Origin of the sequence: Enterobacter sp. I4, from assembly GCF_022669095.1 — a bacterium.
GTDB classification, from domain to species: Bacteria; Pseudomonadota; Gammaproteobacteria; order Enterobacterales; family Enterobacteriaceae; genus Enterobacter; species Enterobacter pasteurii.
This window is the reverse complement of sequence record NZ_JALBUO010000003.1, coordinates 263,575-286,134: the sequence shown is the minus strand read 5'-3', so window position 1 is coordinate 286,134 and position 22,560 is coordinate 263,575. Positions and strand designations below refer to the sequence as shown.

Genomic DNA, 22,560 nt, shown 5'->3' with positions numbered 1-22,560 from the left:
ACGGAAACCCCATATCGGGAAGACGTATTTTAAGGAATAACAATGAAAAAAATCGCCATCGCCTGTGCATTACTCTCCAGTTTTGTAGCCAGCAGCGTCTGGGCTGATGCGGCCAGCGACCTTAAAAGCCGACTGGACAAAGTGAGCAGCTTCCACGCCAGCTTCACGCAAAAAGTGACTGACGGCAGCGGCAACGCGGTGCAGGAAGGTCAGGGGGATTTGTGGGTGAAACGCCCGAACCTGTTCAACTGGCACATGACCCAGCCGGACGAGAGCGTTCTGGTCTCTGACGGTAAAACCCTGTGGTTCTACAACCCGTTTGTTGAGCAGGCGACCGCTACCTGGCTGAAAGATGCCACCAGCAATACCCCGTTTATGCTGATCGCCCGTAACCAGACCAGCGACTGGCAGCAGTACAACATCAAACAAAACGGTGATGAGTTTGTCCTGACGCCTAAAGGCAGTAACGGCAACCTGAAGCAGTTCACCATCAACGTGAGCAGCAACGGTACCATCAATCAGTTCGGTGCGGTTGAGCAGGACGATCAGCGCAGTAGCTATCAGCTTAAGTCTCAGCAAAACGGCGCTGTAGACGCATCGAAATTCACCTTTACCCCGCCGCAGGGCGTAACGGTGGACGACCAACGCAATAAGTAAGAGGCATGAGTGAGCAATCTGTCGCTCGATTTTTCAGATAATGCGTTTCAACCTCTGGCCGCCCGTATGCGGCCAGAAAATTTAGCGCAGTACATCGGCCAGCAACATCTGCTGGCTGCGGGGAAACCCTTGCCGCGCGCTATTGAAGCGGGGCATCTGCACTCCATGATCCTCTGGGGCCCTCCCGGAACCGGTAAAACCACTCTCGCTGAAGTTATCGCCCGTTATGCCAGTGCGGATGTCGAACGCATTTCGGCCGTCACGTCGGGCGTGAAAGAGATCCGCGAGGCGATCGAGCGGGCGCGACAAAACCGCAATGCCGGACGTCGCACCATTCTGTTTGTCGACGAAGTTCACCGCTTCAACAAGAGCCAGCAGGATGCCTTCCTGCCGCACATTGAAGACGGCACGATTTTCTTCATCGGCGCGACTACCGAAAACCCGTCGTTTGAGCTGAACTCCGCGCTGCTTTCCCGTGCTCGTGTTTATCTGCTTAAGTCGCTGACCACGGAAGATATCGAAAAGGTTCTGACGCAGGCGATGGAGGACAAGGCCCGCGGCTACGGTGGGCAGGATATCGTTCTTCCGGATGAAACGCGCCGTGCAATTGCAGAATTGGTGAACGGCGATGCCCGTCGGGCGCTGAACACGCTGGAAATGATGGCCGATATGGCCGAAGTGGACGATGCAGGCAAGCGCGTTTTGAAGCCTGAACTGCTCACCGAAATTGCCGGTGAGCGCAGCGCGCGGTTCGACAATAAAGGCGACCGTTTTTACGATCTGATCTCTGCGCTGCATAAATCCGTGCGCGGCAGCGCCCCGGATGCGGCGCTCTACTGGTACGCGCGTATTATCACCGCCGGTGGCGATCCGTTATACGTCGCGCGTCGCTGCCTGGCGATTGCGTCGGAGGATGTCGGCAATGCCGATCCGCGCGCCATGCAGGTCGCCATCTCCGCCTGGGACTGCTTTACCCGAGTCGGGCCTGCGGAAGGCGAACGCGCTATTGCCCAGGCTATTGTTTATCTGGCCTGCGCGCCGAAAAGTAACGCGGTATACACTGCCTTCAAAGCGGCGATGTCGGATGCACGCGAGCGTCCGGATTATGATGTACCGGTTCATTTGCGCAATGCACCGACAAAACTGATGAAAGAGATGGGCTACGGGCAGGAGTACCGTTACGCCCATGATGAGCCAAATGCCTACGCCGCCGGAGAGGAATATTTCCCGCAGGAGATGGCACAAACCCGCTATTACCACCCTACAAACAGAGGTCTTGAAGGCAAGATTGGCGAAAAGCTCGCCTGGCTGGCCGGACAGGATCAAAATAGCCCTATAAAACGCTACCGTTAGCTCAGTCGTTGCGGTAATGTTGGCATAGTATCCCTGTGGCCGCAGGCTGTGGCCACTTTTTCCTATTTTAATTCGATAAGCACAGGATAAGCATGCTCGATCCCAATCTGCTGCGTAATGAGCCAGACGCAGTCGCTGAAAAACTGGCACGCCGGGGCTTTAAGCTGGATGTAGATAAGCTGCGCGCTCTTGAAGAGCGTCGTAAAGTTCTGCAGGTACAAACTGAAAATCTGCAGGCAGAGCGTAATTCTCGATCGAAATCCATCGGCCAGGCGAAAGCGCGCGGGGAAGATATTGAGCCATTACGCCTGGAAGTGAACAAGCTGGGTGAAGAGCTGGATCAGGCGAAAGCGGAACTGGACGTTCTTCAGGCCGAAATTCGTGATATCGCGCTGGCGATCCCGAACATTCCTGACGACAGCGTGCCTGTCGGCAAAGACGAGAACGACAACGTTGAGGTGAAACGCTGGGGTACGCCTCGCGAGTTCGACTTCGAGGTTCGCGATCACGTGACGCTGGGCGAAATGCACGCGGGCCTGGACTTTGCGGCTGCGGTTAAGCTGACCGGGTCTCGTTTCGTGGTGATGAAAGGTCAGATCGCTCACCTGCACCGCGCGCTGGCGCAGTTCATGCTGGATCTGCACACCGAACAGCACGGCTATAGCGAAACCTACGTTCCGTATCTGGTTAACCACGATACGCTGTACGGTACGGGCCAGCTGCCGAAATTTGCCGGCGATCTGTTCCATACCCGTCCGCTGGACGAGGAAGCAGACAGCAGCAACTACGCGCTGATCCCAACGGCGGAAGTGCCGCTGACTAACCTCGTGCGTGATGAAATCATTGACGAAGACGATCTGCCAATCAAGCTGACCGCGCACTCTCCGTGCTTCCGTTCTGAAGCGGGTTCTTACGGCCGTGATACCCGCGGTCTGATCCGTATGCACCAGTTCGATAAAGTTGAAATGGTGCAGATCGTTCGTCCGGAAACGTCCATGGACGCGCTGGAAGAGATGACCGGTCACGCGGAAAAAGTGCTGGAGCTGCTGGGCCTGCCGTACCGCCGTATGGCGCTGTGCACGGGTGATATGGGCTTCGGTGCCTGCAAAACCTTCGACCTGGAAGTCTGGGTGCCTGCGCAGAACACCTACCGTGAAATCTCCTCCTGCTCTAACGTCTGGGATTTCCAGGCGCGCCGCATGCAGGCTCGTTGCCGCAGCAAATCCGACAAGAAAACCCGTCTGGTGCATACCCTGAACGGCTCCGGTCTGGCTGTAGGGCGTACGCTGGTTGCGGTGATGGAAAACTACCAGCAGGCAGACGGCCGAATTGAGATCCCTGAAGTGCTGCGCCCTTATATGAAAGGCCAGCAGTACATCGGTTAATAACCTGCTTTAAAACAAAAAAGCGCCTCAGGGCGCTTTTTTTATGCCTGTGATTTGATACGACGCAATACCACCTCCCTCTAAAGTAGTAATACTCCTTTGAATGAAAGTCAGCATAAAAAACTGAAAACGAAAAGATTCGTTGTAAATAAATCTATATAGCGGTTTCCGCCGCCTCTCTTTTCTTTGTGAGCAACCAAAGTGAGTCTTTATGAAAATCAAAGCGCCTGAAGCGTTAATGGCTGCCGAGGTCACTCGCCGTGGGTTGATGAAAACCACGGCAATCGGTGGCCTGGCCGTAGCCAGCAGCGCCTTTACGCTCCCTTTTACCCGACTGGCGTCGGCGGCGGAGGCTCTGTCTCCAGCCTCAGGTCCGGAAAAAGTGGTGTGGAGTGCCTGTACCGTCAACTGCGGCAGCCGCTGTCCGCTGCGCATGCATGTCGTGGACGGTGAAATCAAATATGTCGAAACCGACAATACCGGTGACGATAGCTACGAAGGGTTACACCAGGTGCGGGCATGTCTGCGTGGCCGCTCAATGCGCCGACGTGTTTATAATCCGGATCGTCTGAAATATCCGATGAAGCGCGTCGGCAAGCGTGGGGAAGGAAAGTTCGAGCGCATCAGCTGGGACGAAGCCTACGATATCATCGCGACGAACATGCAGCGCCTGATTAAAGAGTACGGCAACGAGTCCATCTACCTGAACTACGGCACCGGGACGCTTGGCGGTACCATGACCCGCTCCTGGCCGCCGGGTAAAACGCTGGTGGCGCGCCTGATGAACTGCTGTGGCGGCTACCTCAACCACTATGGTGACTACTCTTCTGCGCAAATCGCTGCGGGCCTGAACTACACCTATGGCGGCTGGGCAGACGGTAACAGTCCGTCCGATATCGAAAACAGCAAGCTGGTGGTGCTGTTCGGTAACAACCCGGGTGAAACCCGCATGAGCGGCGGTGGGGTGACGTATTACCTGGAACAGGCCCGGGCTAAATCCAATGCCCGCATGATCATCATCGATCCGCGATATACCGATACCGGGGCAGGGAGAGAAGATGAGTGGATCCCAATCCGTCCGGGGACCGATGCGGCGCTGGTAAACGCGCTGGCGTATGTGATGATCACCGAAAACCTGGTCGATCAGCCCTTCCTGGATAAATACTGCGTCGGTTACGACGAGAAAACCCTCCCGGCCAGCGCGCCGGCTAACGGGCATTACAAAGCCTATATTCTTGGTCAGGGCAGCGATGGCGTAGCGAAAACGCCGGAGTGGGCATCCACCATCACCGGTATTCCCGTCGAACGTATCGTTCAGCTGGGGCGTGAAATTGGATCGGCAAAACCGGCCTATATCAGCCAGGGCTGGGGACCACAGCGTCACGCGAACGGCGAAATCGCCACCCGCGCCATCTCCATGCTGTCAATTTTGACCGGCAACGTGGGTATTCACGGCGGTAACTCCGGCGCGCGTGAAGGCTCCTATTCTCTGCCGTTTGAACGGATGCCGACGCTGGATAACCCGGTTGAGACCAGCATCTCGATGTTTATGTGGACCGACGCGATCGAGCGCGGCCCTGAAATGACCGCGCTGCGCGACGGCGTGCGGGGCAAAGACAAGCTGGACGTGCCGATCAAGATGATCTGGAACTATGCCGGTAACTGTCTGATCAACCAGCACTCTGACATTAACCGCACCCATGACATCCTTCAGGACGACAAGAAGTGCGAAATGATTGTGGTGATTGACTGCCACATGACCTCGTCAGCGAAGTATGCCGATATTCTGCTGCCGGACTGCACCGCGTCTGAGCAGATGGACTTCGCGCTGGACGCCTCCTGCGGCAACATGTCCTACGTGATTTTCACTGACCAGGCCATCAAGCCGCGCTTCGAGTGCAAAACCATCTATGAGATGACCTCCGAACTGGCGAAACGGCTTGGCGTTGAACAGCAGTTCACCGAGGGGCGCACTCAGGAAGGGTGGATGCGCCATCTGCACGAGCTTTCCCGCAAAGCCATTCCTGACCTGCCGGACTTCGATACCTTCCGCAAGCAGGGCATGTACAAGCAGCGCGATCCGCAAGGGCATCATGTGGCGTATAAAGCCTTCCGCGACGATCCGCAGGCGAATCCGCTGACCACGCCGTCGGGCAAAATCGAGATCTACTCCGAAGCGCTGGCAAACATCGCCGCGTCCTGGGAATTGCCGGAAGGGGACGTTATCGATCCGCTGCCGATCTACACCCCCGGATTTGAAAACTACAACGATCCGCTGACGGAGAAATTCCCGCTACAGCTGACCGGTTTCCACTATAAGGCTCGCGTGCACTCCACCTACGGCAACGTTGACGTGCTGAAAGCCGCATGCCGGCAGGAAATGTGGATCAACCCGATGGATGCGAAAGCGCGCGGCATCAGTAATGGCGATCGCGTTCGTATCTTCAACGGGCGTGGAGAGGTGCATATCGAAGCGAAAGTGACTCCGCGCATGATGCCTGGCGTGGTCGCGCTGGGGGAAGGGGCCTGGTATAACCCGGATGCAAACCGTATTGACCAGGCGGGCTGCATCAACGTTCTGACCACGCAGCGCCCGTCGCCGCTGGCGAAGGGCAACCCGTCCCACACAAACCTCGTTCAGGTTGAAAAGGCGTAAGGAGTAACCGATGACAACCCAGTATGGATTTTTTATTGATTCCAGCCGGTGCACCGGGTGCAAAACCTGCGAGCTGGCCTGTAAGGACTACAAAGACTTAACCCCGGACGTCAGCTTCCGCCGGATTTACGAATACGCGGGCGGCGACTGGCAGGAGGATAACGGCGTCTGGCATCAGAACGTCTTTGCCTACTATCTGTCGATTGCCTGCAACCACTGCGAGGATCCGGCCTGTACCAAGGTCTGCCCGAGCGGGGCGATGCACAAGCGCGACGACGGTTTTGTGGTGGTGGACGAGGATGTCTGCATCGGCTGCCGCTACTGCCACATGGCCTGCCCGTACGGCGCGCCGCAGTACAATGCCGCCAAAGGCCACATGACCAAGTGCGACGGCTGCCACAGCCGCGTGGCGGACGGCAAAAAGCCGATCTGCGTCGAGTCCTGCCCGCTGCGCGCGCTGGACTTCGGCCCGATTGAGGAGCTGCGCAAAAAGCACGGCCAGCTTGCCGCCGTTGCGCCGCTGCCGTCTGCGCACTTTACGAAGCCGAGCATTGTGATCAAACCTAACGCCAACAGCCGTCCGACGGGTGACACCACCGGCTACCTGGCAAACCCGAAGGAGGTGTGAGATGGGAAGTGGATGGCATGAATGGCCGCTGATGATCTTCACGGTGTTTGGGCAGTGCGTGGTCGGTGGTTTTATCGTACTCGCGCTGGCGCTAATGAAAGGTAATCTCAGTGCCGAACAGCAGCAGCGTCTGGTGTTGAGTATGTTTGGCCTGTGGGTGTTGATGGGCATTGGGTTTATCGCCTCCACGCTGCACCTGGGCTCGCCGATGCGCGCGTTCAACTCCCTGAACCGCGTGGGTGCCTCTTCGCTGAGTAACGAGATTGCCAGTGGCGCAATCTTCTTTGCCGTGGGCGGGCTGGGCTGGCTGCTGGCGGCGCTGAAAAAACTGCCGTCAGGGTTACGCGCGCTGTGGCTCATCGTCACCATGGTTCTGGGCGTGGTATTCGTATGGATGATGGTTCGGGTGTACAACACCATTGATACCGTTCCTACCTGGTACAGCATCTGGACGCCGATGAGCTTCTTCCTGACGATGTTTATCGGCGGTCCTCTGCTGGGCTATCTGCTGCTGCGCGTCGCTGGGGTGGACGGCTGGGGAATGCGTCTGCTGCCAGCGGTCTCGCTGCTGGCGCTGGTCATCAGTGCTGTTGTGGCGCTGATGCAGGGGGCTGAGCTGGCCACCATCCACAGCTCTATCCAGCAGGCCTCTGCGCTGGTGCCGGACTACGGTGCGCTGATGGCCTGGCGCGTGGTGTTGCTGGCGGCTGCGCTGGTGTGCTGGATTGCACCTCAGCTCAAAGGTTACCAGCCTGCGCTGCCGTTGCTTTCACTGGCCTTTGTGCTGGTGCTGGCCGGGGAGCTGATTGGTCGCGGCGTGTTTTATGGTCTGCATATGACCGTCGGTATGGCTATCGCCAGCTAATTTCATTTTTTGTTATAAAAAGCCGGGACATAGCGCCCGGCTTTTCTTTTTTCATTCATGAAATTTTTCGACTGACGTTTCGTATTAAAAATTCCCTGAAATAAATAAAAACAAATAGATAATTAATATCTGTAGCAGGCTTTGCATTAGCTGGATGAGTTTTTTAAATCGACATGGCGCATATCGTGCGTGACGCCTGAATCGGTGGATTGACTTTGTTTTTGCCGGTGGCATGATGCGCACGAAATCTGAACTTCCTCACGGTTTTTAATCCATGACCACCTATACCCGCCCGGTGCTTTTGCTGCTCTGTGGCTTGCTTTTGCTGACCCTGGCGATCGCGGTGTTAAACACACTCGTCCCGCTATGGCTCGCCCATGAAAACTTACCGACCTGGCAGGTGGGTATGGTTAGCTCGTCCTTTTTTACCGGAAACCTGCTGGGTACCTTATTAACGGGAAGCCTTATTAAGCGTTTTGGTTTTAACCGCAGCTATTATCTGGCCTCGCTGATTTTTGCCGCCGGATGCGTCGGTTTAGGCCTGATGGTCGGCTTCTGGAGCTGGATGGTCTGGCGCTTTATTGCGGGCGTCGGCTGCGCGATGATCTGGGTGGTGGTCGAAAGCGCCCTGATGTGCAGCGGTACTTCCCGTAACCGTGGACGCCTGCTGGCCGCCTATATGATGGTTTACTACGTGGGTACCGTCATCGGCCAGCTAATGGTCAGTAAATTCCCAACCGACCTGATGAGCGTTCTGCCGTGGGTGACGGGGATGGTGCTGGCCGCGATCCTGCCGCTGCTCTTCACCCGTATCGTGAACCAGAACAGCGAGCATCAGGAAGCCACCCACGTCTGGCCAATGCTGAGGCTTCGCCAGGCACGTTTAGGCGTGAACGGCTGCATTATCTCCGGGATCGTGCTGGGCTCACTCTATGGCCTGATGCCGCTCTATCTTAACCATCAGGGCGTTAGCGATTCCGGGATTGGCTTCTGGATGGCGGTGATGGTCAGCGCAGGGATCGTCGGTCAATGGCCGATCGGTCGACTGGCCGATCGCTTTGGTCGCCTGCTGGTGCTGCGCGTTCAGGTTTTTGTGGTGATCATGGGATGTCTCGCCATGCTCAGCAACGCCGCGATGGCGCCTGCGCTGTTCATTCTGGGTGCCGCGGGCTTTACGCTCTATCCGGTTGCGATGGCCTGGGCCTGTGAGAAAGTTGAGCATCATCAGCTGGTGGCGATGAACCAGGCATTATTGCTGAGCTACACCATCGGCAGTTTGCTCGGTCCGACCTTTACCGCCATGCTCATGCAAAATTATTCCGATAACCTGCTGTTTATCATGATCGCCAGCGTATCGTTTATCTATCTGTTAATGCTGCTGCGCAAAGTCGGCGAACATCCAACGCCTGTGGCACATGCCTGATTAATTAAAAGCCTGTCGATGACGGGCTTTTTTGTCCCTGTCACATATAAGACTTTTACTTATTGTGAGTTTTACCCGCCTGGCGATAATTCAGATGAGTTCTCCCACTAAAAGGCAGCAATCATGTCTACTCGTCGTTTTTCCACTACCGCGCTTGCCGTAGTGTTGTCTTTAACGTTTGCAACGGCTCCGGTCATGGCTAATCCTGGAAACGGGAATGGCGGTGGGCACGGAAACGGTGGCGGGCAGGGTAATAGCGGCAATCATGGTAACGGCAACGCTGGTAACCATGGTAATAAGCAAAATAAAGGTCAGGATAACCCAGGAAAATCGGACAAGAGCTTTAAAAACAGCAAAGATGTCGGTAATGACGTCGACGCTCGCGTTAGCTTCGATCGTGCCCGCCATCTGGCACTGAATTACGGCTTAACGGGCTATGATTCTCTGCCTCCAGGGATCGCGAAAAACCTGGCGCGTGGAAAGCCGCTGCCTCCGGGCATAGCGAAGAAAGCCGTGCCGGCCTCAATGCTGGGCCAGCTTCCCTCCTACCCGGGATATGAGTGGCGCGTGGTGGGAGATGACCTGGTCTTAATTGCCCTGAGTACGGCAATTGTGACTGCCGTTATTAACGGCGTCTTTGAATAGAATATTAAAAGGCCCGGTGAGAACCGGGCCTTTTATTTAGTACATAACCTTGTGGCCGTACTGCTCAAGAATACCTTTGACGCGTTCCATCGTCTCTTTTTTCGGCGGCTTCACGCCATCCAGCTTGTACTCTTCGCCCATCGCCACCCATTTATGTTTACCCAGCTCGTGATAGGGCAGGAGTTCAATTTTCTCTACGTTGCCCATATCGCGGGTAAATTCGCCCAGACGGTGCGCGGAATCGTCATCATCTGACCAGCCCGGCACCACCACGTAGCGGATCCAGGTTTTGACGCCTTTGTTGGCAATGTATTTGGCAAACTCCAGCGTACGGTGGTTCGAAACGCCAACCAGATTCTGGTGGATTTCGTCGTTCATTTGTTTGAGATCGAGCATCACCAGATCGGTGACTTCAAGCAGCTCGTCGATAACCGGATCGTAGCGGCGCACGAAGCCGTTGGTGTCGAGACAGGTATGAATGCCTTCTTTGTGGCAGGCGCGGAACCAGTCTCGCACAAACTCAGCCTGAAGAATGGCTTCACCGCCGGATGCCGTCACACCGCCGCCGGATGCGTTCATAAAGTGGCGATAGGTCACCACCTCTTTCATCAGATCTTCCACGGTGACTTCTTTGCCGCCATGGGTATCCCAGGTATCACGGTTATGGCAGTACAGGCAGCGCATCAGGCAGCCCTGGAAAAATGTAATAAAGCGGATCCCCGGGCCATCGACAGTGCCACAGGATTCAAAGGAGTGAATGCGACCAATAGTTGACATTGCGGTGATATCTCCGAATTTGGCCCATCCAGGGGCCTGTGTAGGTGCACAGCTCAAAGGCTATGTCGAGTCTGTTTTGGCTGTTATCCATTCAGTATAGATAGCGGCCAAAAGAGACTGGGGTGGGGAAGAAAAAGGCCCCACTGACGTGGAGCCTTTATTGTACGCTTTTTAACGCGTGATTTCAGTCAATTCCACTTACATGGACTGAGTGAAAGTACGGGTGATAACGTCCTGCTGCTGTTCTTTAGTCAGGGAGTTAAAACGTACTGCGTAGCCAGATACGCGGATGGTCAGCTGAGGATATTTCTCAGGATGTTCCATCGCGTCGAGCAGCATTTCACGGTTCATTACGTTCACGTTCAGGTGTTGACCACCTTCGATGGACGCTTCGTGGTGGAAGTAACCATCCATCAGACCCGCGAGGTTAGTTTTACGTACTTCGTCATCTTTACCCAGCGCGTTTGGCACGATAGAGAAGGTGTAAGAGATACCATCCTTCGCGTAAGCAAACGGCAGTTTAGCAACGGAGGTCAGAGAGGCAACAGCACCTTTCTGGTCACGACCGTGCATTGGGTTAGCACCTGGGCCAAATGGCGCGCCAGCACGACGACCGTCTGGGGTGTTACCGGTTTTCTTACCATACACAACGTTAGAGGTGATGGTCAGAACAGACTGAGTCGGGATAGCGTTACGGTAGGTAGTGAGTTTCTGAATTTTCTTCATGAAACGTTCTACCAGGTCAACCGCCATGTCATCAACGCGAGCGTCGTTGTTACCAAACTGCGGATATTCGCCTTCGATTTCGAAGTCGATAGCCAGACCATCTTCGTCACGAATTGGTTTAACTTTCGCATATTTGATTGCGGACAGGGAGTCAGCCGCAACGGACAGACCTGCGATACCGCATGCCATGGTGCGAACAACGTCACGGTCGTGCAGCGCCATCAGAGAAGCTTCGTAGCTGTACTTGTCGTGCATGTAGTGGATAACGTTCAGCGCAGTCACGTACTGCTTAGCCAGCCAGTCCATGAAGTGGTCCATGCGATCCATAACTTCGTCATAGTTCAGCACGTCGCCTTTGATTGGTTCAGACTTAGGACCAACCTGCATTTTCAGTTTTTCATCAACGCCGCCGTTGATTGCGTACAGCATGGTTTTCGCCAGGTTTGCACGCGCACCGAAGAACTGCATTTGTTTACCAACAACCATTGGGCTTACGCAGCAAGCGATAGCGTAGTCATCGTTGTTGAAGTCAGGACGCATCAGGTCATCGTTCTCGTACTGCAGAGAAGAGGTGTCGATGGACACTTTAGCGGCGAATTTCTTGAAGTTCAGAGGCAGTTTTTCAGACCACAGAACGGTGATGTTCGGCTCCGGAGAAGGACCCATGGTGTACAGGGTGTTCAGGAAGCGGAAGCTGTTTTTGGTTACCAGAGTACGGCCATCTACGCCCATACCACCGATAGATTCTGTTGCCCAGATTGGGTCACCAGAGAACAGCTCATCATATTCTGGGGTACGCAGGAAGCGAACCATACGCAGTTTCATGACCAGGTGGTCAATCATTTCCTGAGCGTCTTGCTCGGTGATTTTACCTGCTTTCAGGTCACGTTCGATGTACGCATCCAGGAAGGTGGATACGCGGCCGAAGGACATCGCTGCACCGTTCTGAGACTTAACCGCGGCCAGGTAGCCGAAGTAGGTCCACTGGATAGCTTCCTGAGCGTTGGTAGCAGGACCGGAGATATCGCAGCCGTATTTAGCCGCCATCTCTTTGATCTGACCCAGCGCGCGGTGCTGTTCAGCAATCTCTTCACGCAGACGGATAGTCGCTTCCAGGTTTACGCCGTTTTCCAGATCGGACTGCAGGGAGACGAACTGCGCGTATTTGTCTTTCATCAGGAAGTCGATACCGTACAGCGCAACGCGACGGTAGTCACCGATGATACGGCCACGGCCATATGCATCTGGCAGACCAGTCAGAACGCCAGATTTACGGCAGTTCAGAATGTCTTTGGTGTAAACATCGAATACACCCTGGTTGTGGGTTTTACGGTATTCGGTGAAGATTTTTTTCAGCATTGGGTCCAGCTCGCGGTTATACGCTTTGCAGGAACCTTCAACCATTTTGATACCACCGAACGGGATGATTGCGCGTTTCAGTGGTGCTTCAGTTTGCAGACCAACGATTTTCTCAAGGGCTTTGTTGATGTAGCCAGCATCGTGAGAAGTGATGGTGGAAGCAACGGAGGTGTCAAAATCAACTGGCGCGTGAGTGCGGTTTTCCAGTTTAACGCCTTCCATTACGCTGTCCCACAGCTTGGTGGTTGCGTCAGTTGCACCAGCCAGGAAGGATTCGTCACCTTCATACGGGGTATAGTTTTTCTGAATGAAGTCACGGACGTTTACTTCATTCTGCCAGTCACCTTTTGTAAAACCTTCCCAGGCTGTGGCTAACTTTTCATTAAGCTCGGACATGTAACACCTACCTTCTTAAGTGGATTTTTTATTTACTGCCTGAGACAACCATCAATGATGGTCGCCGCCACGCAGGTAAATGACCCAGTATGTCAACCCAACTAACAGACCCCCACCGATAATGTTCCCGATAGTGACGGGGATCAGGTTATCGGTAATGAAATTCATAATAGTCAGGTGAGAGAAACTTTCCGGGGTTGAACCAACAGCAGTCCAGAACTCCGGGCTTGCAAAGTTGCGGATAACAATCCCCATCGGGATCATGAACATATTCGCAATACTGTGCTCAAAGCCGCTGGCAACAAACATCGCAACCGGCAGAACCATAATCATGGCTTTATCCATCAGGCTACGACCAGAGTAGCTCATCCACACCGCCAGGCAGACCATCAGGTTAGCAAGGATGCCGAGAGCAACGGCTTCGATAAATGTATGGTGCATTTTGTGGTCAGCGGTTTGCAGGACGTTAAGCCCCCATCCGCCGTTGGCGGTCATGTACTCGCCAGAAAGCCACATCAACAAAACAAAGAGCAGACAGCCAATCAGGTTACCAACGTAGACGTTAAGCCAGTTGCGCGCCAGTTGACCCCAGGTGATCCTTCCGCTGGCTTTCGCCACAACAATCAACACCGTTGAGGTGAAGAGATCGGCGCCGCAGATGACGCAAAGAATCAAACCCAGCGAGAAGCAGATGCCGCCAATCAGTTTGGCTATGCCGTAAGGCATCGCGGCAGTACCGGTGGTAGCGGTGATATAGAAGACGAAAGCGATAGAGATGAACACACCAGCCGTGATCGCCAGATAGAACGTCTTCATCGGATGTTTCGTTGCTTTATAGACACCCGCTTCTTCGGCAACTTTCGCCATCGCAGCGGGGAGTAATAGATCAAAAGGGTTGTCAGCTTTCACACTAACTCTCTCTTTATTAAGTCGGCGACGAGATACTAACAAAGCATTATAGAAGAGAAATTGATATAGATCATATCTCGCCTGGCTTATAGGCCCGCAGTGTGTATGGTTTTACAGCAAAAGCGGAGTAAGTATTTGATTATCCGTATAAAAATAAATTTTAAAAGTTATGAAAAGAGTTGAATTTTTTCAGTCCACCTCCCTTAAAACAGTTAATTAAAATGGAGTATTTGCCATAATAAGTAACAGTAAAACGCAGGTAAGTATTATTATATTTACCCGTAGTTAACTTAATTATTACAATCAAACGTCATTGCGCGAAAAAATAAAAAAAGGGGCAATGAAATTGCCCCGTAATATAGCTCAGGCGAGTGAATACGCCTACTGCCATTAATGTTATATGCGCTTATTTTGACCAGTAAGCGGCTTTTGCCTTCTGTAATTTTTCATAGGCGTTGAGCAGAGACTGATGTGCCGGGAAGGCTTTCAGATCGCTGTCTACCGTCTGCAGGCCATAGAATGGCGCTTCACCGCTCAGCGCCGCGCTGGCGGCTTCAACGGCGTCTGCACCGTACATACGCACAAACGCATTCAGGTACTGCAGTGGTTCACGGTCGTCTTCCTGAGACAGCAGAAGCAACGTTTGCAGGCAACGGTAATAGTTAGTGCGCTCGGCAGAGAAGACCGACTGGTTAAATTCCATCGTCCATTCTGTCCAGGCCAGGGCCTGATCCAGATCGCCGCCCGCCAGCGCCAGCATCGCCTTCAGTTCGCCGATGCGCAGCGTGTACCAGCCGTTATCCTTACCGGTTGCCAGACCCAGCAGCTCGCGCACGCGGGTGAAATCATCGTGGCCTTCTTCGTCCAGTTGGGCGATCAGGTTCAGATAATCCTCTTTATCCCACTCGCTGCCCGGCAGGGCCAGCAGGGTTTCGCGCAGGTGCGCACCCATGCTGTTGTTTGCCAGCCACAGATCTTCTGCCGGATAGATGTCGGACATGCCCGGCACGATAATACGGCACGCGTAAACGCCCAGATGTTCATAGTCGGCAATGTAGACTTCGCGATCTTCGGCGTTGAAGATTGCCATCAGGGTGGCGAACTCTTCTTCGGTCGTACCGGCAAAGCTCCAGTCCACGAACGGATAGTCTGCATCCTGCTTGAACATATCCCAGGAGATCAAACCGCTGGAGTCGATGAAGTGCGTTTCGAGGTTGGTGTGCTCGGCCACTTCTTCGTCATCAAAGGTTGGCGGTGTAAACACGTCGAGATCCTTCAGGCTACGACCCTGCAGCAGTTCGGTGACGGTACGCTCCAGCGCCACGCCAAAGTCCGGATGCGCGCCGAAGGAGGCAAAGCAGGTGCCGTTTGCCGGGTTGAACAGCACGACGCAGATAACCGGATATTTGCCGCCCAGTGAACCGTCATAGGCAAAGATAGGGAAACCTTCCGCTTCCAGTTTAGCGATGGATTCCACCACGCCCGGGTAGCGCGCAAGCACGTCAGCCGGGATCTCCGGCAGGCTGATGGACTCAGCAATAATGCGATTTTTGATGTGGCGTTCGAAGACTTCAGATAATCCCTGCACGCGCGCTTCGTTGCGGGTGTTACCGGCGGACATGCCGTTCGACACATACAGGTTGCCGACGATGTTCATCGGAATATAAACGGTCTGCTCATCAGACTGGCGTGTGAACGGCAGGGCACAGATCCCGCGGTCTTCATTGCCGGACTGTAAATCGATCAGCATGCTGGCGGTCAGTTCGTTTTCCGGATCGTAGAACGCGCGCAGGCGGGCATCAAGAATGCCTTCCGGCAGTTCGTCGTCTTCAGTCAGCGGGAACCATTTTTCATTCGGATAGTGAACGAACGGGCCGTTGGCGATGGTATCGCCCAGCCAGAAGTCGGCGAAAAAGTAGTTGGTCGACAGACGTTCAAAATACTCGCCCAGCGCAGAGGCCAGCGCCGCTTTTTTGGTTGCGCCTTTACCGTTGGTAAAGCACAGCGCGCAGTCTTTGTCGCGAATGTGCACAGACCAGACGTGAGGCACCGGGTTCAGCCAGGAGGCTTCTTCGATATTAAAGCCCAGGTCGGTCAGTTTCTGCTGGAAGCGAGCGATGGAATCTTCCAGAGCGGCGTCTTTGCCGGGGATAAACGTTTGAGTCATGGCGTTCACTTTTATCGTACGTAAAGCGCGCAATGATACGGGTTTTGCGTGACGGGTGCTATCTCCGGCGAAAATAAATGGCTGGGCTATGCTTATAGACAGTAACCTACTGTTAAGGCATAGAAAAATGAAAGCATTTGATCTCCAGCGGATGGCGTTTGATAAAGTCCCACCAGAGTTTTTAGGCGAAGTGGCGCTGCGCAGCCTGTACACCTTTGTGCTCGTCTTCCTGTTTCTGAAAATCACCGGGCGTCGCGGCGTTCGCCAGATGTCGCTGTTTGAGGTGCTGATCATCCTGACGCTGGGGTCGGCGGCAGGGGATGTTGCCTTTTATGACGATGTGCCGATGGTGCCGGTCTTTATTGTCTTCGTAACGCTTGCGCTGCTGTACCGTCTGGTCATGTGGCTTATGTCGAAAAGCGAAAAGCTAGAGGATCTGTTCGAAGGGAAACCGGTGGTTATAGTCGAAGACGGACAGCTGGCCTGGGAGAATGTGCAACGCGCCAATATGACGGAGTTTGAGTTCTTTATGGAGCTTCGCATAAGCAGCGTTGAGCAGCTGGGCCAGGTGCGTCTGGCAATTATGGAAACGAACGGTCAAATCAGCGTCTACTACTACCCCGACGAGGAAGTGAAGCCCGGACTGTGCATCCTGCCGGATATGCTCATTGAACGGTACAAGACCGTGCCTGACGCGGGGGAGTATGCCTGCATAAAATGCAGCCACGTGGTGGTCATGCAGGCCGGCGCTCATCAATTATGCCCCCGCTGTGCGAATCCAGAATGGACGAAGGTTAGCCGGGCTAAACGCATCATCTGACAGCGGTTTTGTCGGTTTTATAACAACGGTACGGCAGATTGTTTTGTGTGACGAGGGGCACATTTCTCCGGTCAAAAGTTTTAGACATTGCGGCGCGTGTCACTGAATGATAAAACCGATATCCACAGTTATAACTTATGGCATTTAGCGTGGTGAGGGGAAATGGCTCAAGTCTTTAATTTCAGTTCAGGTCCGGCAATGTTACCGGCAGACGTACTCAAACAGGCTCAACAGGAACTTTGTGACTGGAACGGTCTGGGTACGTCGGTGATGGAAATCAGCCACCGGGGTAAAGCGTTTATCCAGGTAGCGGAAGAGGCAGAAAAGGATTTTCGCGATCTGCTGAACATTCCCTCGAACTACAAAGTATTGTTCTGTCACGGCGGTGGACGCGGTCAGTTTGCGGGCATCCCGCTCAACCTGCTGGGCGACAAAACCACCGCTGACTACGTTGATGCCGGCTACTGGGCAGCCAGTGCGGTAAAAGAAGCGCACAAATACTGCACGCCGAACGTTATCGATGCCAAAGTGACCGTTGACGGGCTGCGCGCCGTGAAGCCGATGAGCGAATGGCAGCTTTCTGACAACGCGGCGTATCTCCACTACTGCCCGAACGAAACCATTGACGGCATCGCCATTCACGAAGAGCCAGACTTTGGCGAAAACGTGGTTGTGACCGCGGACTTCTCCTCCACCATTCTGTCCACGCCGCTGGACGTCAGCCGCTACGGTGTGATCTACGCGGGTGCGCAGAAAAATATCGGCCCCGCGGGCCTGACCATCGTCATCGTGCGTGAAGACCTGTTGGGCAAAGCCCATAAGTCCTGCCCGTCGATTCTGGACTACACCGTCCTGAACGATAACGACTCTATGTTCAACACCCCGCCCACGTTTGCCTGGTATCTTTCCGGCCTGGTCTTCAAATGGCTGAAGCAAAAAGGCGGCGTGGCGGAGATGGACAAGATTAATCAGCAGAAAGCCGAACTGCTGTACGGCGTGATCGACAAGAGCGATTTCTACCGTAACGACGTGGCCAAAGCTAACCGTTCACGTATGAACGTGCCGTTCCAGCTGGCGGACAGTAACCTGGACAGCGTGTTCCTGGAAGAGTCTTTCGCCGCGGGCCTGCACGCGCTGAAAGGTCACCGTGTAGTGGGCGGTATGCGTGCCTCTATCTATAACGCTATGCCGCTGGAAGGCGTTAAGGCCCTGACTGATTTCATGATCGACTTCGAGCGTCGTCACGGTTAACTGGCTGTTTTTTTCACCCCCGCAGTTTTGCTGCGGGGTTTTTATTATGTTGAGTTGAGAGTTGAGTTTCATGGAATCCCTGACGTTACAACCTATCGCGCGGGTAGATGGCACCATTAATCTGCCTGGTTCAAAAAGTGTCTCGAACCGCGCTCTGCTGCTGGCAGCTCTGGCAAACGGCACCACTGTCCTTACCAACCTGCTGGACAGCGATGACGTGCGCCATATGCTTAATGCGCTGAAAGCGTTGGGAGTTCATTACACGCTGTCTGAGGATCGTACCCGTTGTGAAGTCACCGGTAACGGCGGTGCGTTACGTTCTGCTAAGGCGCTGGAGCTATTCCTGGGGAATGCCGGTACGGCAATGCGCCCGCTGGCGGCGGCGTTGTGCCTGGGAAGCAACGATATTGTGCTGACCGGCGAGCCGCGCATGAAAGAGCGCCCGATCGGCCATCTGGTGGATGCCCTGCGTCAGGGCGGCGCGCAAATTGATTATCTTGAGCAGGAAAACTACCCGCCACTGCGTCTGCGCGGTGGTTTCACTGGCGGTAATGTTGAGGTGGACGGTAGCGTCTCCAGCCAGTTCCTGACGGCACTGCTGATGACCGCACCGCTGGCACCACAGGATACCGTCATTAGCATTAAAGGCGACCTGGTCTCTAAGCCGTACATTGATATCACGCTGCACCTGATGAAAACCTTTGGTGTTGAGGTGGAAAACCAGTCTTATCAGCGCTTTGTGGTGCGCGGAGCGCAGCAGTATCAGTCTCCGGGCAACTATCTTGTAGAAGGCGACGCGTCGTCGGCTTCTTACTTCCTGGCTGCGGGCGCGATCAAAGGCGGCACCGTCAGGGTGACCGGCATTGGCCGCAACAGCGTGCAGGGCGATATCCATTTTGCTGACGTGCTGGAAAAAATGGGCGCGGTTGTTACCTGGGGCGATGACTTCATCTCCTGTACGCGCGGCGAGCTGAACGCCATCGACATGGACATGAACCATATTCCTGATGCGGCAATGACCATCGCCACCGCAGCGCTATTTGCGAAAGGCACCACGACGCTGCGTAACATCTATAACTGGCGCGTAAAAGAGACCGACCGCCTGTTCGCGATGGCCACCGAGCTGCGTAAAGTGGGTGCCGAAGTGGAAGAGGGCGAAGACTACATTCGCGTCACGCCGCCGGCGAAACTCCAGTTTGCGGAAATTGGCACCTACAACGATCACCGTATGGCGATGTGTTTCTCGCTGGTGGCGCTTTCAGATACGCCAGTCACTATTCTTGACCCGAAGTGCACGGCGAAAACCTTCCCGGACTACTTCGAACAGCTGGCGCGCATTAGCACGCTTGCCTGATGCATACCTGCCGCATCGCCCGATGCGGCATTTCCTTACGCTTTCTGACGGTCATCTTCGCCCATTTCTTCTACACTCTGCTTCAATCATTCCGGAATTTACACGCAAAGGTAACAGTTGCGCACGTTGGCGCGTATAATGCGCGGCGTTCACGTTAACGGTATGCCTTAATTAAGGAGAAAAAGATGACGGCAGTTGCCCCGGTAATCACCATTGATGGGCCAAGTGGCGCAGGGAAAGGTACTCTGTGCAAAGCGATGGCGGAAGCATTGCAATGGCATCTTTTAGATTCGGGAGCAATCTATCGCGTGCTGGCTCTGGCTGCGCTGCATCATCATGTGGATGTTGCCTCTGAAGAAGCGCTGGTGCCGCTGGCCGCGCATCTGGATGTGCGCTTTGTCTCTACCGATGGCAACCTCGAAGTGATCCTGGAAGGGGAAGATGTCAGCGGTGAAATCCGTACGCAGGAAGTGGCTAACGCGGCCTCTCAGGTCGCGGCATTCCCACGCGTTCGCGAAGCGCTGTTACGTCGTCAGCGCGGTTTTCGTGAAGCCCCCGGGCTTATCGCCGACGGACGCGACATGGGAACCGTGGTATTCCCTGATGCGCCAGTGAAAATTTTCCTTGACGCCTCTTCGGAAGAACGTGCTCAACGCCGCATGCTTCAGTTGCAGGAAAAGGGGTTTAGTGTTAACTTTGATCGCCTTTTATCCGAGATAAAAGAGCGCGATGACCGCGATCGTAACCGCGCCGTCGCTCCACTTGTTCCTGCAGAAGATGCATTAGTGCTGGATTCAACCAGTTTAACTATTGAGCAAGTGATTGAAAAAGCGCTACAATATGCGCGCCAAAAACTGGCACTCGCGTAATTGCGACCGATTTAGCAGTACCCCCGCTGCAATGGATTGACGGCGGGTATGTGAAACAACCCCATCCGGCACGGAGCCAGGTGGACGTTAATATTAACCTGAAGATTAAACATGACTGAATCTTTTGCTCAACTGTTTGAAGAATCCTTAAAAGAAATCGAAACCCGTCCGGGTTCCATCGTTCGTGGTGTTGTTGTTGCTATCGACAAAGACGTAGTACTGGTTGACGCCGGTCTGAAATCTGAGTCTGCCATCCCGGCTGAGCAGTTCAAAAACGCCCAGGGCGAGCTGGAAATCCAGGTTGGTGACGAAGTTGACGTTGCTCTGGACGCAGTAGAAGACGGCTTCGGCGAAACCCTGCTGTCTCGTGAGAAAGCTAAACGTCACGAAGCATGGATCACGCTGGAGAAAGCTTACGAAGAAGCTGAAACTGTGGTCGGTGTTATCAACGGCAAAGTTAAAGGTGGCTTCACTGTTGAGCTGAATGGTATTCGTGCGTTCCTGCCAGGTTCACTGGTAGACGTTCGTCCAGTCCGTGACACCCTGCACCTCGAAGGCAAAGAGCTTGAGTTCAAAGTAATCAAGCTGGACCAGAAGCGTAACAACGTTGTTGTTTCCCGTCGTGCCGTTATCGAATCCGAAAACAGCGCAGAACGCGATCAGCTGCTGGAAAACCTGCAGGAAGGCATGGAAGTCAAAGGTATCGTTAAGAACCTCACTGACTACGGCGCATTCGTTGACCTGGGCGGCGTTGATGGCCTGCTGCACATCACCGACATGGCGTGGAAACGCGTTAAGCACCCAAGCGAAATCGTGAACGTGGGCGACGAAATCACTGTTAAAGTGCTGAAGTTCGACCGCGAGCGTACTCGTGTATCCCTCGGCCTGAAACAGCTGGGCGAAGATCCATGGGTAGCTATCGCTAAGCGTTACCCAGAAGGTACTAAACTGACTGGTCGCGTTACTAACCTGACTGACTACGGCTGCTTCGTTGAAATCGAAGAAGGCGTTGAAGGCCTGGTGCACGTTTCCGAAATGGACTGGACCAACAAAAACATCCACCCATCCAAAGTTGTTAACGTTGGTGATGTAGTGGAAGTGATGGTTCTGGATATCGACGAAGAACGTCGTCGTATCTCCCTGGGCCTGAAGCAGTGCAAAAACAACCCATGGCAGCAGTTCGCGGAAACCCACAACAAGGGCGACCGTGTTGAAGGTAAAATCAAGTCTATCACTGACTTCGGTATCTTCATCGGCCTGGACGGCGGCATCGATGGCCTGGTTCACCTGTCTGACATCTCCTGGAACGTTGCAGGCGAAGAAGCAGTACGTGAATACAAAAAAGGCGACGAAATCGCAGCAGTTGTTCTGCAGGTTGACGCAGAGCGTGAGCGTATCTCACTGGGCGTTAAACAGCTCGCAGAAGATCCGTTCAACAACTGGGTTGCACTGAACAAGAAAGGCGCAATCGTAAACGGTAAAGTGACTGCAGTTGACGCGAAAGGCGCAACCGTAGAACTGGCTGACGGCGTTGAAGGTTACCTGCGCGCTTCCGAAGCTTCACGTGACCGCGTTGAAGATGCAACTCTGGTTCTGAGCGTTGGCGACGACGTTGAAGCTAAGTTCACCGGCGTTGACCGTAAGAACCGTGCAATCAGCCTGTCTGTTCGTGCTAAAGACGAAGCTGATGAGAAAGATGCAATCGCAACTGTGAACAAACAGGAAGATGCAAACTTCTCTAACAACGCAATGGCTGAAGCTTTCAAAGCAGCTAAAGGCGAGTAAGTTCAGGTTTGTACCATCATTTGAGCTGTAACGCATTTACAGCGTGAAGGATGGAGAGCAGACTTGACAGATTGCAGGATTCGTCCTGTAATCAATAACAAAGGGCGGCTACGGCCGCCCTTGTTTAATGAGCTGTTCAGCTAATTGGTTTGAAAGGAACCGGAGGAATCATGACCAAGTCAGAATTGATTGAAAGACTTGCCAGTCAGCAACCGCATATCCCTGCTAAGGCTGTGGAAGATGCCGTTAAAGAGATGCTGGAGCATATGGCCACCACTCTTGCCCAGGGCGAGCGCATTGAAATCCGCGGTTTCGGTAGTTTTTCTCTGCACTATCGTGCACCACGCACCGGGCGTAACCCGAAGACTGGCGATAAAGTGGAGCTGGAAGGTAAGTATGTTCCGCACTTTAAGCCGGGTAAAGAACTGCGCGACCGCGCCAATATTTACGGTAACTGAGTTTAGCCCGCAGGGTTTAACTGAGTTTAAAGAAAGCACCTTAGGGTGCTTTTTTTGTACCCATCCCTTCATTTCTG

The 22,560-nt window shown here is 54.0% G+C and carries 18 protein-coding genes; 14 read left to right on the top strand and 4 right to left on the bottom strand.

The window, feature by feature from the left end; genetic code table 11:
* The first annotated feature begins 42 nt into the window (after window positions 1-42).
* From lolA to MOQ06_RS20590, 8 genes are all read left to right on the top strand, one after another.
* Complete coding sequence (lolA, locus tag MOQ06_RS20625) at window positions 43-657, top strand: outer membrane lipoprotein chaperone LolA (RefSeq protein ID WP_148418762.1); 615 nt, start codon at window positions 43-45, stop codon at window positions 655-657.
* A gap of 9 nt (window positions 658-666) precedes the next feature.
* Entirely contained in the window at window positions 667-2,010 is a 1,344-nt protein-coding gene (gene rarA, locus MOQ06_RS20620) for a replication-associated recombination protein RarA (RefSeq protein WP_148418763.1), read from the top strand.
* 92 nt (window positions 2,011-2,102) lie between these two features.
* Window positions 2,103-3,395, top strand: coding sequence for a serine--tRNA ligase (serS, locus tag MOQ06_RS20615; RefSeq protein WP_148418764.1), 1,293 nt, complete (start codon window positions 2,103-2,105; stop codon window positions 3,393-3,395).
* Between the two features lie 211 nt (window positions 3,396-3,606).
* Entirely contained in the window at window positions 3,607-6,051 is a 2,445-nt protein-coding gene (dmsA, locus tag MOQ06_RS20610; RefSeq protein WP_148418765.1) for a dimethylsulfoxide reductase subunit A, read from the top strand.
* Between the two features lie 10 nt (window positions 6,052-6,061).
* Complete coding sequence (locus MOQ06_RS20605) at window positions 6,062-6,679, top strand: DMSO/selenate family reductase complex B subunit (RefSeq protein WP_017384545.1); 618 nt, start codon at window positions 6,062-6,064, stop codon at window positions 6,677-6,679.
* Between the two features lies 1 nt (window position 6,680).
* Complete coding sequence (locus tag MOQ06_RS20600) at window positions 6,681-7,544, top strand: dimethyl sulfoxide reductase anchor subunit family protein (protein WP_242174630.1); 864 nt, start codon at window positions 6,681-6,683, stop codon at window positions 7,542-7,544.
* 274 nt (window positions 7,545-7,818) lie between these two features.
* Window positions 7,819-8,967, top strand: a complete 1,149-nt coding sequence (locus MOQ06_RS20595) for an MFS transporter (RefSeq protein WP_148421062.1) — start codon at window positions 7,819-7,821, stop codon at window positions 8,965-8,967.
* A 123-nt stretch (window positions 8,968-9,090) separates the two neighbouring features.
* Window positions 9,091-9,612: an anti-virulence regulator CigR family protein gene (locus MOQ06_RS20590; protein ID WP_176610730.1), complete on the top strand. Its 522-nt coding sequence runs from the start codon at window positions 9,091-9,093 to the stop codon at window positions 9,610-9,612.
* 36 nt (window positions 9,613-9,648) lie between these two features.
* On the opposite strand, the gene pflA is transcribed toward MOQ06_RS20590, so the two are convergent.
* The 4 genes from pflA to ycaO all read right to left on the bottom strand — a co-directional run bounded on the left by pflA (window position 9,649) and on the right by ycaO (window position 15,946).
* Window positions 9,649-10,389: a pyruvate formate lyase 1-activating protein gene (pflA, locus tag MOQ06_RS20585; RefSeq protein ID WP_193356383.1), complete on the bottom strand. Its 741-nt coding sequence runs from the start codon at window positions 10,387-10,389 to the stop codon at window positions 9,649-9,651.
* Between the two features lie 198 nt (window positions 10,390-10,587).
* Window positions 10,588-12,870: a formate C-acetyltransferase gene (gene pflB, locus MOQ06_RS20580; protein ID WP_003858247.1), complete on the bottom strand. Its 2,283-nt coding sequence runs from the start codon at window positions 12,868-12,870 to the stop codon at window positions 10,588-10,590.
* A 51-nt stretch (window positions 12,871-12,921) separates the two neighbouring features.
* Window positions 12,922-13,779 (bottom strand): formate transporter FocA, encoded by an 858-nt coding sequence (gene focA, locus MOQ06_RS20575; RefSeq protein ID WP_176610729.1) that lies wholly within the window; start codon window positions 13,777-13,779, stop codon window positions 12,922-12,924.
* Between the two features lie 406 nt (window positions 13,780-14,185).
* Entirely contained in the window at window positions 14,186-15,946 is a 1,761-nt protein-coding gene (gene ycaO, locus MOQ06_RS20570; RefSeq protein ID WP_242174629.1) for a 30S ribosomal protein S12 methylthiotransferase accessory factor YcaO, read from the bottom strand.
* Window positions 15,947-16,073: 127 nt separating this feature from the next.
* On the opposite strand from ycaO, the gene MOQ06_RS20565 reads away from it, so the two are divergent.
* From MOQ06_RS20565 to ihfB, 6 genes are all read left to right on the top strand, one after another.
* Complete coding sequence (locus MOQ06_RS20565; RefSeq protein WP_176610727.1) at window positions 16,074-16,766, top strand: DUF421 domain-containing protein; 693 nt, start codon at window positions 16,074-16,076, stop codon at window positions 16,764-16,766.
* Window positions 16,767-16,928: 162 nt separating this feature from the next.
* Window positions 16,929-18,017 (top strand): 3-phosphoserine/phosphohydroxythreonine transaminase, encoded by a 1,089-nt coding sequence (gene serC, locus MOQ06_RS20560; RefSeq protein ID WP_242174628.1) that lies wholly within the window; start codon window positions 16,929-16,931, stop codon window positions 18,015-18,017.
* A gap of 70 nt (window positions 18,018-18,087) precedes the next feature.
* A complete protein-coding gene (gene aroA, locus MOQ06_RS20555) occupies window positions 18,088-19,371 on the top strand; it encodes a 3-phosphoshikimate 1-carboxyvinyltransferase (protein WP_242174627.1) in 1,284 nt (427 codons plus the stop codon).
* Window positions 19,372-19,556: 185 nt separating this feature from the next.
* Window positions 19,557-20,240 (top strand): (d)CMP kinase, encoded by a 684-nt coding sequence (cmk, locus tag MOQ06_RS20550; RefSeq protein WP_152084089.1) that lies wholly within the window; start codon window positions 19,557-19,559, stop codon window positions 20,238-20,240.
* 111 nt (window positions 20,241-20,351) lie between these two features.
* A complete protein-coding gene (gene rpsA, locus MOQ06_RS20545) occupies window positions 20,352-22,025 on the top strand; it encodes a 30S ribosomal protein S1 (protein WP_003858235.1) in 1,674 nt (557 codons plus the stop codon).
* 170 nt (window positions 22,026-22,195) lie between these two features.
* On the top strand, window positions 22,196-22,483 hold the full coding sequence (gene ihfB, locus MOQ06_RS20540) for an integration host factor subunit beta (protein ID WP_003858233.1): 288 nt from the start codon (window positions 22,196-22,198) through the stop codon (window positions 22,481-22,483).
* The last annotated feature ends 77 nt before the right edge of the window (window positions 22,484-22,560 follow it).

Excerpts from the sequence above, each read along its gene's own strand:
- MOQ06_RS20590 (WP_176610730.1), top strand. The coding sequence starts at position 9,091 with ATGTCTACTCGTCGTTTTTCCACTACCGCGCTTGCCGTAGTGTTGTCT.
- MOQ06_RS20600 (WP_242174630.1), top strand. The coding sequence starts at position 6,681 with ATGGGAAGTGGATGGCATGAATGGCCGCTGATGATCTTCACGGTGTTT.
- ihfB (WP_003858233.1), top strand. The coding sequence starts at position 22,196 with ATGACCAAGTCAGAATTGATTGAAAGACTTGCCAGTCAGCAACCGCAT.
- lolA (WP_148418762.1), top strand. The coding sequence starts at position 43 with ATGAAAAAAATCGCCATCGCCTGTGCATTACTCTCCAGTTTTGTAGCC.
- pflA (WP_193356383.1), bottom strand. The coding sequence starts at position 10,389 with ATGTCAACTATTGGTCGCATTCACTCCTTTGAATCCTGTGGCACTGTC.
- ycaO (WP_242174629.1), bottom strand. The coding sequence starts at position 15,946 with ATGACTCAAACGTTTATCCCCGGCAAAGACGCCGCTCTGGAAGATTCC.
- serC (WP_242174628.1), top strand. The coding sequence starts at position 16,929 with ATGGCTCAAGTCTTTAATTTCAGTTCAGGTCCGGCAATGTTACCGGCA.
- MOQ06_RS20595 (WP_148421062.1), top strand. The coding sequence starts at position 7,819 with ATGACCACCTATACCCGCCCGGTGCTTTTGCTGCTCTGTGGCTTGCTT.
- serS (WP_148418764.1), top strand. The coding sequence starts at position 2,103 with ATGCTCGATCCCAATCTGCTGCGTAATGAGCCAGACGCAGTCGCTGAA.
- aroA (WP_242174627.1), top strand. The coding sequence starts at position 18,088 with ATGGAATCCCTGACGTTACAACCTATCGCGCGGGTAGATGGCACCATT.
- cmk (WP_152084089.1), top strand. The coding sequence starts at position 19,557 with ATGACGGCAGTTGCCCCGGTAATCACCATTGATGGGCCAAGTGGCGCA.
- dmsA (WP_148418765.1), top strand. The coding sequence starts at position 3,607 with ATGAAAATCAAAGCGCCTGAAGCGTTAATGGCTGCCGAGGTCACTCGC.
- rpsA (WP_003858235.1), top strand. The coding sequence starts at position 20,352 with ATGACTGAATCTTTTGCTCAACTGTTTGAAGAATCCTTAAAAGAAATC.
- pflB (WP_003858247.1), bottom strand. The coding sequence starts at position 12,870 with ATGTCCGAGCTTAATGAAAAGTTAGCCACAGCCTGGGAAGGTTTTACA.
- MOQ06_RS20605 (WP_017384545.1), top strand. The coding sequence starts at position 6,062 with ATGACAACCCAGTATGGATTTTTTATTGATTCCAGCCGGTGCACCGGG.
- MOQ06_RS20565 (WP_176610727.1), top strand. The coding sequence starts at position 16,074 with ATGAAAGCATTTGATCTCCAGCGGATGGCGTTTGATAAAGTCCCACCA.